The following is a 14,506-nucleotide window of genomic DNA, read 5'->3' as shown; positions in this document are numbered from 1 at the left end:
CTTTGAAGATTCCCTGTTTATCGGCATCCAATCCCGCCTGCGCAGCAAAATTATTGTTGATAATAGCAATCACCACTTTTTTGTCATCCAAAACTCTCGGCAGTTGCGGCGCTTCAATTTCAAGGATTTTTAACTGTTTAGGATTGGCAACAATATCCGTTACTTTCGGTAAAAGTCCGATGCCGTCTTTCAGTTTCAGCAAACCGTTTTTCTGTAAAAGAAGTAAGGAACGCCCGCCATTGGTAGGATCATTCGGAATAACGATGGTACTTCCGTTCTGAAGTTCATTGATGCTTTTAATTTTCTTTGAATACGCAACGATAGGGTAGACAAAAGTATTTCCTACAACGGCTAATCTATATCCTCTCTGTTTAGATTGTTCGGTTAAATAGGGAACGTGCTGAAAAGCATTGGCGTCAATATCACCGTTATTCAGAGCCTCATTGGGAACCACATAATCGTTAAAGGAAACCAGCTCTACTTCAAGGTTATATTTTTCTTTGGCTACTTTTTTCGCCACTTCGGCAATTTCCTGTTCAGGTCCTGAAGTTATTCCTACTTTTATAAAGTTCGGATCTTCTTTTTTGGATGAATTACAGCCGGTAAATGCTAACAAACCCGCTGCTAAAAAACTTAAAATCTTTATTTTTTTCATTGTAAATTATTTTCTTTTTTAAAAAGGGCGAAAAGCAAAAAGGTTAGATTTTTAAAATTCTTTAATAAATAAAATATGGCTTTTACTCCTTTTTGCTGATCTTCCGCCCGATTGATGGCTGAAATTTTCAAACCACCACCCTATTTCACATTCACACTTATCACATTATTTTCAAAATACTCAAACACACTCTCTCATACTCAAACACTCACACCCTCCAACACAAAACCCCTCCCACTCAAAAAACTCAACGATGATCAAACCTCTTCGCTAATCGGTCTCCCGAAAACTGAATGATAAAAACAATCGCAACCAGCAATCCCAACACAAGATTCATGATCACTGCATCATAACCGATGTAGCCGTACTGATAACCGATCTGTCCCAATCCGCCGGCTCCGACAGCTCCTCCCATCGCAGAATAACCGACAAGCGTAATTAAGGTAATTGTTGCGTTATTAATCAAAGAAGGAAGTGCTTCCGGCAACAATATTTTTATGATGATCTGAAACGGACTTGCTCCCAAAGCTCTTGCAGTTTCAATTAAGCCATGAGGAACTTCCAGTAAGCTGTTTTCTACCAGTCTTGCAATAAAAGGAGCCGCTCCGATGCTTAAAGGAACCAAAGCTGCGTTTGCCCCGATAGACGTTCCCACCAGACTTCTCGTGAAAGGAATCATCCACACAATTAAAATAATAAAAGGAATAGAACGGAAAATATTCACCAGAACAGATAAAATCCTGTTGTAGATTACATTTTCCAAAAGCTGTCCTTTCCGTGTTAAAAACAATAAAATTCCGACAGGCAAACCCAGAACAAATCCGAAAAACCCCGAAACAAACGTCATAAAAACCGTCTCCCAAATTCCCTTTGATAAAAGAGAAATCACCGTATCATTAAGCATATCCTCTTACCGTATTTTGAATTTTATTCTGATTGAAATAATAAATGGCCTGCTGATTTTTCTCCTCTTCTCCCTGAAGCTGAAGCAATAGTTTTCCAAAATTGGAGTCGCCTAAATATTCAACATCCGCTTTCAGCAGTTTGTATGGAATTTTATATTTATCGTAAACAATGGAAAGCAGTTCTTCCACCGATATGTTTTCATTAAGTTCTACTTCCACCAATGGAAATAATCCGTCTTGTGGCTCTTTCTGTAGTTTTTTATTCAATTCCTGTGGTATCGTCATAACACTAGAGTTTAAAAATTGTTTGATGATAGGATTCTCTTTGTTCGAGACAATCTCGCTTAAAGTTCCCTTAATTAATAGTTGGCCTTTGTCGATTACCGCAACATGGTTGCAGACCGTTTTGATGACTTCCATTTCGTGCGTAATCAGCAAAATCGTAATTCCAAGTCTCTGATTAATATCCCTCAACAATTGTAAAATCGATTGTGTGGTTGCAGGATCGAGCGCACTCGTCGCTTCATCACAGAGCAGGAGATAAGGATCATTTGCTAAAGCCCTTGCAATAGCAACCCTCTGTTTTTGTCCTCCCGAAAGACTTTTAGGATAATCATTTGCTTTGTCTTCCAGTCCTACGATTTTCAGCAGTTCATTTACTTTTTTATTAATTTCAGTTTTGCTGACATGATCCAGCTCTAACGGAAGCGCAATATTTTCAAAAACAGTTCTCGAAGAAAGCAGATTAAAATGCTGAAAAATCATCCCGATCTTTTTCCTTTCCTGGGCTAATTGTCTCGAATTTAATTTCGTAAAATCCTTTCCGTTAATCACAATTTCACCGCTGTCAGGTTTTTCAAGAAGATTCACCGTTCGGATTAACGTACTTTTTCCCGCTCCCGAAAATCCGATGATTCCTACAATATCGCCCTGTTCAATCGTCAGACTTACATTATTCAGCGCCTTAAACGACTGTTTTTTCTGATGAAATGTTTTTGAAACATTCTTTATCTCTATCATTTTTTACTTAAATTTTATATTGGCTGATAAGGTCTTGCGGTTTTGTTCACGTGTCTTATCACTCTTCTTATTTTCACTTTAGACCGCTTGGAAAGCTTAAAATATTTAGTCACGTTCGTTAAAAGAACTCCGGCAAGAATAACAATCAATCCGTAAAACTGGTTGATGTTGATGGTCTGATTTGCAACGATCCAGCCCGCAATTACAGTAACAATAGGATTGATGTAAGTATGCGTACTTACCAAAGCGGCAGGTTTTACAGACAAAAGCCAGATATACGAAAGGTAAGCGATGATTGATCCGAATACAATAAGGAAAAACAATCCTGACCATGCGTTTAACGGTACTTTTATGATTGAAAAACCAGTCCATTCATTTCTGAAAAACGCAATAATAAATGAAGCGATACCGGCAGTAATAAGCTGTTGGGCAATATTCATAAAAGTTGACTGACCAGCGGGATTTTTTTTGGAATAAAGAGATCCTAAAACCCACGCTACAGAACTCAATCCCAAAACAACAAATGCAATTATCCTGATTGAAGCATCTGCTGTTTGTGTATGAGAGCCGGAAGAACTTACACTTCCGTTGAGAAATAAAATAAGTCCTGCAAACCCGATCACCAAGCCCAAAGGAATAAACTTATCCGAGAAATAATAACTCCAGTTTTTCTTATCAATGGCGATAAACCAAAAAGGTCCCGTTGCAATAGCAATGGCTGCTTCAGAAGCGGTTACATATTGTTCTCCCCACGCAACCAATCCCGTTCCTCCCGTAAGGATGAGAATTCCGGTGATGGCATTTTTTTTCCAGTTGATGGCAGAATTGGCTTTTTCACCTTTTAAGAGCAGATAGCCGATCATTGCTATTCCTGCGCCCAAAAATCTGAACCCCGAAAGAATAAAAGGCGGAAATCCGTTTAACCCGAAAGAAATGGCGAGGAAAGTAATTCCCCATATTACATAAATATTAGTGAAGGCTATAGGTATCAGCCATTTGTTTTTATTAGTATTCATGATATTTTTTAATGTTGTTTTTAAAATAAAAAAGGCTCTACAACGTGGTAAAGCCTTTAGAAATATGTCATATAAAAGTAAGGTTAACCACAACAGGAATGAAGCATAGGCATGCAGCAATACATCATCATAAAATGATTGATATGTTTTCTTACGGTGCTGTTCTTGAATTCTGCTTTCATTGTATTATTATATCCTGATTACGGTTGCAAATATAAAACATATTTTTCTATTAGTCCACTAAAAAAGTAGACTTTTTAGTAAATAAAATAATTCCTTGTTTCTAATAATTTGATTTTTAATGATTTAATTTTTCAAAATAATATCAATTCACCAGTGATTTCTCTCAAAAAAAGCCAAATAATAGCTTTGAACTTCCTGTTGATGTTCCGAAAATCAAGCCTTCGTTGCGTTTAACCCCCTTCGCAAACGAAAAATTTATAGCAATACAGACAGAAAATTTATGTTCATCACGTTAAAAAAATAATTCACGGCTTCTTTCAGTTTAATCAAAATAAAACGGATTTATTATCATACATCATGATCCGGCAAATTCAGGGTGCCTAATTTTACATCATTATTAAAAATCAAAATCATGGAAAGAACAGAAGTTGTTTTAGGAAATGTAAGAGGGGAGATTCAGCTTTTCTCAGACGATAAAAAAGCAGGAAAAATGGACATCTCTGTCATTGGAGATAAATTAACGGTATACCATACGGAAGTAAACGAAGAATTTGAAGGCAGAGGATTTGCGAAGATCCTGCTGGAAAAACTGGTGTCCTATGCAAGAGAAAATCATCTTAAAATTGTTCCGCTGTGTCCTTATGTTCATGCCCAGTTCAAACGCCGTCCCGACGAATACAGCGATGTATGGTTTAAAGAAGAACTGTAAAATTTTAAAATTGTAAACCATTAACTTTTAATTGAATCAAAATGAAAGCACTGAACTTTTTGGTAATCGGAAAAAATGACGAAATTCTTGCAACCTTACAAAGAATTATCGAAAAAAATGATGGATGGAAGGCTGAAATTCTGAGTGATGAAAGCAAGAGCGAGGATTTTATCAAAAATAATCCCGTGGATATAGTTTTGCTGAGTTCCGGTCTGGAAGAGCAGTTCGAAAAACAGATCGGTGTTTTTTGCAGAAATTTTGATGAAAATATAAAAGTAACAGAACATTACGGTGGCGGAAGCGGATTGCTGTTCAACGAGGTGGAAAACAGCTTTACAGCAGCAAAAAAGCCTGAAAACAGAGTGGTACACCGCGCAGATTCAAGAGGGGTAACCAACGAACAGTGGCTGATCAGTAAGAAGACCTTCAGCTTCGGAGAATTTTATGACTCCGAAAAAATGCAGTTCGGCGCCTTAAGAGTTCTGAATGATGATACCGTTGAAGCCGGAAAAGGCTTTGGAACGCATCCTCACGACAATATGGAAATCATCAGCATTGCACTGGAAGGAACCCTGATCCATCATGACAATCTGGGAAACCATAACGAAATAAAAGGCGGCGAAATTCAGGTGATGAGCGCCGGAACAGGATTGATGCACAGTGAATTCAGTAAAGATGAAGGCGATTTGGTTAAATTTCTGCAAATCTGGGTCTATCCCAATAAAAGAAATGTCACGCCGAGATACGACCAGATGAAACTCGACAGAACGAAAAGCCAAAACAGATTTCAGCAGATCCTTTCACCCGACCCCCAAGACGACGGAATATGGATCCATCAGGAAGCATGGTTTCATCTCGGAGATTTTGAAAATACAGTTAAAACCCAATATCAGATAAAGAAAAAAGGAAACGGCGTCTACGTTTTCATCATCAAAGGAAGCGCAGAAGTTGAAGGACAGAAACTGAAAGAAAGAGACGGCTTCGGAATTTGGGATATTTCCGAATTAAACATAAAATCCACATCGGAAAACACTGAGATTCTTCTCATGGAAGTTCCGATGGAAGTGTAGTGATATGGTGTGAATTGTTTTGAAGCTCTCTTTTTAAGGGAGCTTTTTTAATTTCCGGGAAAATTTCTTGCAGGGGTGTAAGAAGGTTTCCCGCCTTCCGGAAAGTTTGTCGCAGGGGTGCAGGAAGCTTTCGTGGTTCCCGGAAAGTCTCTTGCAGGGGTGAAACATACTTTCCTGGTTAACCCGAAAAGCCGTTAAAGGGCTGTTTTGAATTTCTTCAGACAAATTTGTCTTTTAACTCTGAATTCTTTTCCGGCACATTCGTCATCCTGAAAGAAAAATCTAAGCAAAATATTAGAAATACTGAAAAAATCAAATTTGAAATTCCAAAGCAAAGACAATGTAAAATTGTTCTATAAAAAGAACCAAAGAAAAACAGATGCTAAAACACACGCTTCATCACAGATGAAATCTGCATAACTTTGCTTCCTCAAAATAAACACCATCATAAAAAAAACTTTGCGTTTGAAAATGCCCAACTTCCAGCACAGTTGTCATCCTGAAAGGATCTAAACAAAGTATTAGAAATTCTGGAAAAAATAAAATTTAAAATTCCAAAGCAAAGACAATGTAAAATTGTTCTATAAAAAGAACCAAAGAAAAACAGATGCTAAAACACACGCTTCATCACAGATGAAATCTGCATAACTTTGCTTCCTCAAAACAATCACCATAATAAAAAACTTTGCGTTTGAAAATGCCCAACTTTCCTCCACATTTGTCATCCTGAAAGGATCTAAACAAAGTATTAGAAATTCTGGAAAAAATAAGTTTAAAATTCCAAAGCAAAAACAATGTAAAATTGTTCTGTAAAAAGAACCAAAGAAAAACGGATGCTAAAACACACGCTTCATCACAGATGAAATCTGCATAACTCTGCTTCCTCAAAATAAACACCATCATAAAAAAAAACTTTGCGTTTGAAAATGCCCAGCTTTCCGCCACATTTGTCATCCTGAAAGGATCTAAACAAAGTATTATAAATTCTGGAAAAAATCAAATTTAAAATTCCAAAGCAAAGACAATGTAAAATTGTTCTATAAAAATAAAAAAAGAAAAACGTATACTAAACACACGCTTCATCACAGATGAAATCTGCATAACTTTGCTTCCTCAAAATAAACACCATCATAAAAAAACTTTGCGTTTGAAAATGCCCAACTTTCCTCCACATCTGTCATCGATCTAAGCAAAGTATTAGAAATTATAAGAAAAAGAACCGAAGCAAGACAGATACTAAAACACACGCTTCATCACAGATGAAATCTGCATAACTTTGCTTCCTCAAAACAATCATCATCATAAATAAACTTTGCGTTTGAAAATGCCCAGCTTTCCGCCACATCTGTCATCGTGAAAAGATCTAAGCGAAGTAGTATAAATTCACATAAAATATTCGAGTATAGATTCCTCCGGAATGACAATCATAGCGTATCTATTTTCAAAAATTTAAGTAATACCCTTCATTTAAAAAAGTTCAGACAAGCTTATTTTCAACCAACAATTCGCAAATTAGTAAAATCCAAAAAAATTCCCGATTTTTGCCCTCTCCAAAAAATTCCGAGACATTCATGAAACTTTGTATTGCCGAAAAACCCAGTGTTGCCAGAGATATCGCCAAAGTGTTGGGCGCCACCACGTCGAAACAGGGCTATATGGAAGGAAACGGCTATTGTGTAACATGGACTTTCGGGCATCTTTGTACCCTCAAAGAACCGCACGATTACGGTCCGCAGTACAAATCCTGGAATCTGTTTCTGCTGCCCATTATTCCCAATAATTTCGGGATCAAATTAATCCCCAACAAAGGCGTTGAAAATCAGTTTAAAGTTATTGAAAGATTAGTCGAAGAATGTGATGAGGTCATCAATTGCGGGGATGCCGGTCAGGAAGGAGAACTGATCCAGAGATGGGTTTTACAGAAAGCAAAATGCAACAAGCCTATTCAGCGTTTGTGGATTTCATCCCTTACCGAAGAAGCGATTAAAGAAGGTTTTGCCAATCTAAAACCTGCCGAAGAGTACAAAAATCTCTATCTCGCAGGAAACGCAAGAGCGATCGGAGACTGGTTGCTGGGAATTAATGCAACAAGACTTTTCACCAAAAAATTTGGCGGAAATAAAGCCGTTCTTTCCATCGGAAGAGTACAGACTCCCACTTTGGCAATGCTCGTTCAGCGTCAGAAAGAAATTGATGCTTTTAACACTGAAGAATATTGGGAACTGAAAACCAAATACCGCGAAGTTATTTTTAACGCCGCCATCGACCGTCTCAAAACTTTGGAGCGCGCAGAAAAAGGGCTGGAATATTTAAAACAGAATCCTTTCGAAATCGTTTCTTTTGAAATTAAAGAAGGAAAAGAGAAAAATCCAAGACTGTTCGATTTGACGGCACTTCAGGTGGAAGCCAACAAAAAATACGGCTATTCTGCGGAGAATACTTTAAATTATATTCAGAGTCTTTACGAGAAAAAGCACGTTACGTATCCGCGTGTGGATACAACGTACTTGTCTGAAAGTTTATATCCGAAAATAGAAGGAATTCTGAAGAAAATGTATTTTTATCAGGAACTTATCGCTCCTTTATTGGAAGCTCCGATTCCCAAATCGAAAGCGGTTTTTGATGATACCAAAGTAACAGATCACCACGCGATCATTCCTACAGAAGTTCCGCCTTCGCAGAATTTAAGCAGGGAAGAAAAACTGGTCTATGATCTCGTGGCAAAACGATTCATAGCTGTATTTTATCCCGAATGTAAAATTTCCAATACTTTAGTAGAAGGAAAAGTAGGAACCATTCCTTTCAAAACCAGCGGAAGACAGGTTTTGGAACCGGGATGGAGAGCCGTTTATGCCAAAGAACCAAAAGAAGAACCCAACGATAAAGAAAAAGAAAAGGAAGAAGAACAGACCATTCCCGAATTTACCGTAGGAGAAACCGGACCGCATGATCCGATGATTCATCAGGGAAAAACGACTCCGCCAAAACCTTATACGGAAGCAACTTTGCTGAGAGCTATGGAAACCGCAGGAAAACAGGTGGAAGATGATGAACTGCGCGAACTCCTGAAAAACAACGGTATCGGAAGACCTTCAACCCGCGCCAATATTATCGAAACCCTTTTCAAGCGGAAATATATCGAGAAGAAAAGAAAAAATCTCATCGCCACCCAAACAGGAATTCAACTGATTGACACCATTGAAGATGAATTGCTGAAAAGTCCCGAATTAACCGGAGAATGGGAACTGAAGCTCCGAAAAATTGAAAAAGGTGAATATGAAGCCAATCATTTTAAGGAAGAACTGATCCAGATGGTGACGGAGCTTACTAAAAAAGTAGTCGACGGAAAAGGAAAAGTCATTTCTTTGGAAGAAGAAAAAGTGGAGGAGGTAAAAGAAAAGAAGAAACGTGAACCAGCCGTTAAAAAAGAACTTCAGTCGTGGGAAGAAACCAAATGCCCGAAATGCAAAGAACATCATTTGATGAAAGGAAAAACTGCTGTCGGATGTTCCGATTTTAAAAACTGCGGCTTTAAAGTTTCCTTTGAAATCTTCGGAAAAAAACTGTCGGATAAGCAATTAATGGATTTGGTCTTAAAAGGCAAAACCTCAAAATTAAAAGGCTTCACCACCCATCCTGAAAGTGTGGCAGAAGGTATTTTGTCGATGGATGAGCAATTTCAGATTGTTTTAAACTAAAGATTAGACACAAATACCACAAATATTTTCACGATTACCACAACGAAACATCAATAGGAGCGGACTTTAGTCCGCTTTCAAGTTTTACCCAAAACAACGGCTTCAGCCAAAACATAATAATTCTTAACCTCTCAAATATCGTTCATGGTTAAAATATTTGCACCATTTGCGAAATCTATTTGTGCTTAAACACAAACTTCGATTTTTAATCATTCAAATAACAGCAACATAACATTTGCGAAATTTGTGAACAAATTATTCGTGCCATTTGTGTTTAAACATAAAATTTGTGAAATCTATCTGTGCCATTTGTGTTTAAATAACTTCAGCCAAAACTTAATAATTCTTAACTTCTCAAATATCCTTAATGGTTAAAATATTTGCGCCATTTGTGAAATCTATCCGTGCCATTCGTGTTTAATCAAAAGCAAACATAATATTTTCGCATTTGTAAAAAAAATTGTGCAACTTGTATTCAAATTATAAACAAAAAAATGACACCCCATAAAAAACAGCTCATCACCGACAGTTTCAACCGCTCCGAGACATTAAAATTCTACAAAGCCGAACTTCTGGAAGTAGAAACCGACTTCATTTCCATGAAAATCCCGAAAATGGAACTCATGACCCGAAAAGCAGGAATGTTCAACGGAGCCATGATTGCTTCTTTGGTGGATGTTTCTTCCGGTTATGCGGCAGTAAGTCATTACGAAGAAGACTGTTATGTCGTAACCGTTGAATTGAAAGTCAATTATTTAAGACCTGCCATTGGAGACGCTTTAATTTCAAAATCTTATGTGATAAAAGGAGGTTCAAAGATTAGCGTGATCCGTACCGAAATTTATGTGGCTGATGAAAACGGAGCATCTGAAAGCCACGTTGCAACATCCTTGGTCACGATGATGAAGATCAGATAATTTTTCAAACAAGTGGAATAGCTTTTGCACAGGAACATGCATCAACAACATTAAAAAATCATACTATGAACTTAATTATTCGACTTTTGGTAACGGCCATTGTTGCTTATCTTTTAACATGGATCTTACCGGGAGTACACTTTACAGGATTTGGCGGAGCGATCATTTTTGCCATCGTTTTAGGACTTTTGAATTTAATTGTAAAACCTATTCTTAATATTTTAGGATTACCTTTAACGATCATTACATTGGGGCTGTTCACCTTAGTAATCAATGCGATTATTATCCTGATCGCCGATTATTTTATAGACAGCATGATGGTAGACGGATTTTTGTGGGCACTTATTTTCAGCATCCTGCTTTCCATCGTCAGCTCACTGGCAAACTCAATGTTTTCGGACGGAGATTAATTTAAAATTTAAAATGATATAAAAATCGCCTGTTAAAACGACAGGCGATTTTTTGTGCGTGTTTGTGTTTTAAAAATAGTTAACTTTGGCAATCTTTGAATTAAATAAAGACTTTATGATTGGATTGAATGATAAAGTCATAAAAAATGAATTAATATGAAACTTAAGTACAGTCTGCTGGCTTTGGCAGCTCCGCTCTTAATGAATGCACAACAACTAATGACGCCTGAAATTTTATGGACTTTGAAAAAAGTTGGAGTACAGGCAGTTTCTCCCGATCAGTCCTCATTAATCTACAAAATAGGACAGACCGATCTTAAAACCGAAAAAACAAAAAGCGAGAACTATTTTCTGAATGTTCTGAACAATGAGTCCGTAAAAGTTGATTTAGGCAAAAAAGCACTGATTCAGTGGGATAAAAACGGATTGTATGCGCAGGAAGGCGATAAGATTTTTCTTTCAAAAGACAACGGTAAAACATGGACGGAATTTTATACCATCGGTGAAGCAGACAACATTGTTATTTCTCCCGACGGTAAAAAAATAGCCTTCAGCAAGCAGGTTTTGGTGGAAAAAGTAATGGGAAAAGACAAATATTCCGATACTCCGAAAACCACCGCGCAGGTTTATACAGATCTGAATCACAGACACTGGGATTATTTCAATGAAGGGAAATACAATCATGTTTTCGTAGTAAATGTTTCGGATAAAGCAGATGCTGCAAAAGATTTACTAGAAGGGAAAATGTGGGATTCTCCACAAAGACCTTTTGGCGGAGCGGAAGATTTCATCTGGAGTCCGGATTCTGCACAACTTTTATATGTTACCAAACCGAAAAGCGGCAAAGAATACTCTACAAGCACAAACACGGATATTTTTGCATACGATCTTGCTTCAGGAACAACAAAAAATTTAACTGAATCTAATAAAGGATACGACGTTAATCCGAAATTCAGTCCGGACGGAAAATCACTTTTGTGGCAGAGTATGGCACGAGATGGTTATGAAGCCGATAAAAATGATGTAAAAATCATGGATTGGAAATCCGGAAAAACAACAAACTTAACACAAAGCTGGGACGAAAGTGTTTCCGGAGATGTTTTCTGGAGCGGAGATTCAAAAATGATCTATTTCACGGCAGCTTTCAGAGGAACGAAGCAGTTATTTTCTTTAGATCCTAAAAATGCCAAAGTGCAGCAGATCACGAAAGGTGATTTTGATGTGAATGAAATTTTTGCCGATCAGAAAACTTCACTTTTGGTAGGAAGAACCGATATCAATCACGCCACAGATATTTTCTCTGTCAACCTTAAAAACGGAGAAATGAAGCAGGTTACGGAAGCCAATAAAGAAATGTATGCACAGTTGGCTCAGGGAAAATCTGAACTGAAAATGGTAAAAACTTCAGACGGAAAAGAAATGGGAGTGTGGTTCCATTATCCGCCAAACTTTGATCCGAATAAAAAATATCCGACTCTTGTTTATTGTCAGGGGGGTCCGCAATCTGCCTTAACGCAGTTCTTCAGCACAAGATGGAACTTTGCTTTAATGGCAGCTAACGGATACATCGTTGTTGCACCAAACAGAAGAGGAATGCCGGGTTGGGGAACAAAATGGAATGAAGAAATCTCAAGAGACTGGGGAGGACAACCAATGAGAGATTATTTGGCCGCAACAGATTACGCAAAAACTTTACCTTACGTTGACGGAAGCAGAGTAGCAGCTGTCGGAGCAAGTTATGGAGGATATAGCGTATTTATGTTGGCCGGAATTCACGAAAACAGATTCAAAACGTTCATTGCTCATGATGGATTATTCGATATGAAATCATGGTATTTAACAACAGAAGAACTCTGGTTTGCGAACTGGGATTTAGGTTCACCATGGGAAAAGCCACAGCCAAAAGCTTATACGGAATTCAACCCAAGCAATTTTGTTGATAAATGGAACAAACCGATCATGATCGTTCAGGGTGGAATCGACTTCAGAGTACCTTACGAACAGGGACAGGAAGCATTTCAGGCAGCAAAACTGAGAGGTTTGAAATCTAAACTGGTCTATTTCCCGAATGAAAATCACTGGGTGCTGCATCCACAAAACGGATTGGTTTGGCAAAGAGAATTCTTCGACTGGCTAAAAGAAACGTTATAAATGTAATCTCCCCTTCTGAATTCCCCTCCTTTGGAGGGGTGGCAAAAATTAATAGAATTTTTGACGGGGTGGTTTAAACAAATATAAAATCAACAGAAAACGGGCTTTTAGTCCGTTTTTTGTTTTGAAAATTAAGAATGACTTTAGCCAAAATGTATATATATTTGAATCATGCAAAACAGAATATCTTCCTTTCCACCCATCATCGACAACGATTCTAAAATTATCATTCTGGGATCAATTCCCGGTGTAAAATCGTTAGAAAAACAACAATATTACGGTCATCCCCAAAACAAATTCTGGAAAATTATCTTTGAATTGCTCAACGAAGAATTTACAGAAGATTATGCGGAAAGAATCAATATTTTAAAGAAACACAACATTGCACTTTGGGATGTTATTGATTCCTGCGAAAGAAAAGGAAGTCTGGATTCTGAAATAAAAAATGAAGAAGCCAATCAGATTGAAGAGCTCCTGGAAGATTACCCGAATATTAAGGCAATCTTTTGTAACGGCGGAAAGTCCTATAAAAATTTGCAGAAAATTTTAGGAAAGAATTATAAAATACCTGTATTTTTACTGCCTTCTACAAGCCCGCTTCATACGGTTTCTTTTGAAAAGAAATTGGAGGAATGGAAATTAATTAAGGTACATTTATGAAAAAACTAATAGCGTTATTTTTATTCTTTACTTTTGTCAATATGTTTTCTCAGGAGTATCATTTTGATTATTACATTAGATACAAGCATGAATTAAAGAATAATAATAAAGAACGACCTGAAATTATGGATTTGCAATATATTGTTAATTCTCAAGATCATTCTTACAGGATTTTTTTCATACCTGTTAATAGAAATAGGCTCACTGCTTCAATTATAGATTTTAAAAATAATTTGCAACATTATTTTGATATAAGGAATACAAAATTTCCTTTAAAGGAAAGTGATTTTGATTATAAATATTCAATGAGAATGCCTTTTGTTAAAAAGCAATTTGAAGAAGAATCCAAAAGAAGATTTTTCAATTCCGAATTGCTTAAAAAACAAAATGATGGACTTGTTAATTATTCAATTAAAGAATTTCCAAATGAGAAAATGAAGAATCCAAGAGCTTCTGCGGAGGTTGCATTCGCAGACTTTAAAGATGATTTGTCATTTGTTGGCCTTCAATTACTGTTTGATTACTATGAAATTGATAAGAAAGTAAAATTCAGCAGTAACTATATTTTAAAATCCGCCTCAAAAAAGTTTGAAGATTTAGAAATTAATCTGTCACTAGATGCTATTGAACCACAGGATTTCACTATAAATATAAGTCAAAGCCAGTTAAAATTTAAAAATAATTAAAATATAAGAGGCAGTCTCGAAAGTGAAACAGCCTCTTATATTTATTATTGAAATAATTACTTCTCAATCCTATAAACCTCCTCATAAGGCTGAATCAGAACCCATCCATTCCCCGAAAACTTCATCTGGAATTCTTCGCCGCTTCCTCTTCCAATAAGACTTTTAAAAGAAACATTGGTTTTCAGTTCAGGAGATAGATTTCCCGACCACGCAACAGTGGCATTCGGATCTGTGAAAACCGGAGCATCGGGAGTTACCAATAATGTCAACGGTTCGCCGTGAGTGGTAATCGCGATATGTCCCGTTCCGGATAATTTCACCTGAAAAAGTCCGCCAGACATTACGCCTGCAATACTTTTTAGCATGGTAATATCGCTTTTTATGCTTTGTTCGTGTGCCAAAACGTCGTTTCCGTTCACGCAGACT

At 37.1% G+C, this 14,506-nt stretch carries 13 protein-coding genes; 8 read left to right on the top strand and 5 right to left on the bottom strand.

What is annotated here, in order from left to right; genetic code table 11:
• The 4 genes from WFK35_RS12895 to WFK35_RS12880 form a co-directional block, all read right to left on the bottom strand.
• On the bottom strand, positions 1–655 hold a 655-nt coding region (locus WFK35_RS12895; RefSeq protein WP_336732931.1), incomplete at its 3' end, for a MetQ/NlpA family lipoprotein.
• Positions 656–902: 247 nt separating this feature from the next.
• A complete protein-coding gene (metI, locus tag WFK35_RS12890) occupies positions 903–1,559 on the bottom strand; it encodes a methionine ABC transporter permease MetI (RefSeq protein WP_336732930.1) in 657 nt (218 codons plus the stop codon).
• Positions 1,552–2,580 carry a methionine ABC transporter ATP-binding protein gene (locus tag WFK35_RS12885; RefSeq protein ID WP_336732929.1) on the bottom strand — a complete coding sequence of 343 codons (1,029 nt, stop codon included), beginning with the start codon at positions 2,578–2,580 and terminating at the stop codon, positions 1,552–1,554. The genes metI and WFK35_RS12885 overlap by 8 nt, the downstream gene beginning before the upstream one ends.
• Positions 2,581–2,594: 14 nt before the next feature.
• Positions 2,595–3,596, bottom strand: coding sequence for an EamA family transporter (locus WFK35_RS12880; RefSeq protein WP_336732928.1), 1,002 nt, complete (start codon positions 3,594–3,596; stop codon positions 2,595–2,597).
• Positions 3,597–4,191: 595 nt separating this feature from the next.
• Between WFK35_RS12880 and WFK35_RS12875 the strand changes: the two genes are divergently transcribed.
• The 8 genes from WFK35_RS12875 to WFK35_RS12840 all read left to right on the top strand — a co-directional run bounded on the left by WFK35_RS12875 (position 4,192) and on the right by WFK35_RS12840 (position 14,080).
• Complete coding sequence (locus WFK35_RS12875; protein ID WP_336732927.1) at positions 4,192–4,488, top strand: GNAT family N-acetyltransferase; 297 nt, start codon at positions 4,192–4,194, stop codon at positions 4,486–4,488.
• A gap of 41 nt (positions 4,489–4,529) precedes the next feature.
• Positions 4,530–5,558: a pirin family protein gene (locus WFK35_RS12870; protein ID WP_336732926.1), complete on the top strand. Its 1,029-nt coding sequence runs from the start codon at positions 4,530–4,532 to the stop codon at positions 5,556–5,558.
• A gap of 1,571 nt (positions 5,559–7,129) precedes the next feature.
• A complete protein-coding gene (locus tag WFK35_RS12865; protein WP_336732925.1) occupies positions 7,130–9,256 on the top strand; it encodes a type IA DNA topoisomerase in 2,127 nt (708 codons plus the stop codon).
• 494 nt (positions 9,257–9,750) lie between these two features.
• Complete coding sequence (locus WFK35_RS12860; protein ID WP_336732924.1) at positions 9,751–10,173, top strand: PaaI family thioesterase; 423 nt, start codon at positions 9,751–9,753, stop codon at positions 10,171–10,173.
• A gap of 65 nt (positions 10,174–10,238) precedes the next feature.
• Complete coding sequence (locus tag WFK35_RS12855; RefSeq protein WP_116099500.1) at positions 10,239–10,583, top strand: phage holin family protein; 345 nt, start codon at positions 10,239–10,241, stop codon at positions 10,581–10,583.
• 156 nt (positions 10,584–10,739) lie between these two features.
• Positions 10,740–12,734 (top strand): S9 family peptidase, encoded by a 1,995-nt coding sequence (locus tag WFK35_RS12850; protein ID WP_336732923.1) that lies wholly within the window; start codon positions 10,740–10,742, stop codon positions 12,732–12,734.
• A 171-nt stretch (positions 12,735–12,905) separates the two neighbouring features.
• Positions 12,906–13,394: a DNA-deoxyinosine glycosylase gene (locus WFK35_RS12845; protein WP_336732922.1), complete on the top strand. Its 489-nt coding sequence runs from the start codon at positions 12,906–12,908 to the stop codon at positions 13,392–13,394.
• Positions 13,391–14,080, top strand: a complete 690-nt coding sequence (locus tag WFK35_RS12840; protein WP_336732921.1) for a hypothetical protein — start codon at positions 13,391–13,393, stop codon at positions 14,078–14,080. The genes WFK35_RS12845 and WFK35_RS12840 overlap by 4 nt, the downstream gene beginning before the upstream one ends.
• Positions 14,081–14,136: 56 nt before the next feature.
• Here the strand turns inward: WFK35_RS12840 and WFK35_RS12835 are convergent.
• On the bottom strand, positions 14,137–14,506 hold a 370-nt coding region (locus WFK35_RS12835; protein WP_336732920.1), incomplete at its 5' end, for an AIM24 family protein.

The sequence above is a fragment of the Chryseobacterium sp. VD8 genome (assembly GCF_037149975.1).
Classification (GTDB): domain Bacteria; phylum Bacteroidota; class Bacteroidia; order Flavobacteriales; family Weeksellaceae; genus Chryseobacterium; species Chryseobacterium indicum.
The sequence above is the reverse complement of the archived record's forward strand: the minus strand, read 5'-3'. Positions and strand labels throughout refer to the sequence as shown.

What these genes read in the sequence shown, in the direction of transcription:
- WFK35_RS12875 (WP_336732927.1), top strand. Translation starts at nt 4,192, where the DNA reads ATGGAAAGAACAGAAGTTGTTTTAGGAAATGTAAGAGGGGAGATTCAG.
- WFK35_RS12885 (WP_336732929.1), bottom strand. Translation starts at nt 2,580, where the DNA reads ATGATAGAGATAAAGAATGTTTCAAAAACATTTCATCAGAAAAAACAG.
- WFK35_RS12855 (WP_116099500.1), top strand. Translation starts at nt 10,239, where the DNA reads ATGAACTTAATTATTCGACTTTTGGTAACGGCCATTGTTGCTTATCTT.
- WFK35_RS12880 (WP_336732928.1), bottom strand. Translation starts at nt 3,596, where the DNA reads ATGAATACTAATAAAAACAAATGGCTGATACCTATAGCCTTCACTAAT.
- WFK35_RS12845 (WP_336732922.1), top strand. Translation starts at nt 12,906, where the DNA reads ATGCAAAACAGAATATCTTCCTTTCCACCCATCATCGACAACGATTCT.
- WFK35_RS12870 (WP_336732926.1), top strand. Translation starts at nt 4,530, where the DNA reads ATGAAAGCACTGAACTTTTTGGTAATCGGAAAAAATGACGAAATTCTT.
- WFK35_RS12840 (WP_336732921.1), top strand. Translation starts at nt 13,391, where the DNA reads ATGAAAAAACTAATAGCGTTATTTTTATTCTTTACTTTTGTCAATATG.
- WFK35_RS12860 (WP_336732924.1), top strand. Translation starts at nt 9,751, where the DNA reads ATGACACCCCATAAAAAACAGCTCATCACCGACAGTTTCAACCGCTCC.
- metI (WP_336732930.1), bottom strand. Translation starts at nt 1,559, where the DNA reads ATGCTTAATGATACGGTGATTTCTCTTTTATCAAAGGGAATTTGGGAG.
- WFK35_RS12850 (WP_336732923.1), top strand. Translation starts at nt 10,740, where the DNA reads ATGAAACTTAAGTACAGTCTGCTGGCTTTGGCAGCTCCGCTCTTAATG.
- WFK35_RS12865 (WP_336732925.1), top strand. Translation starts at nt 7,130, where the DNA reads ATGAAACTTTGTATTGCCGAAAAACCCAGTGTTGCCAGAGATATCGCC.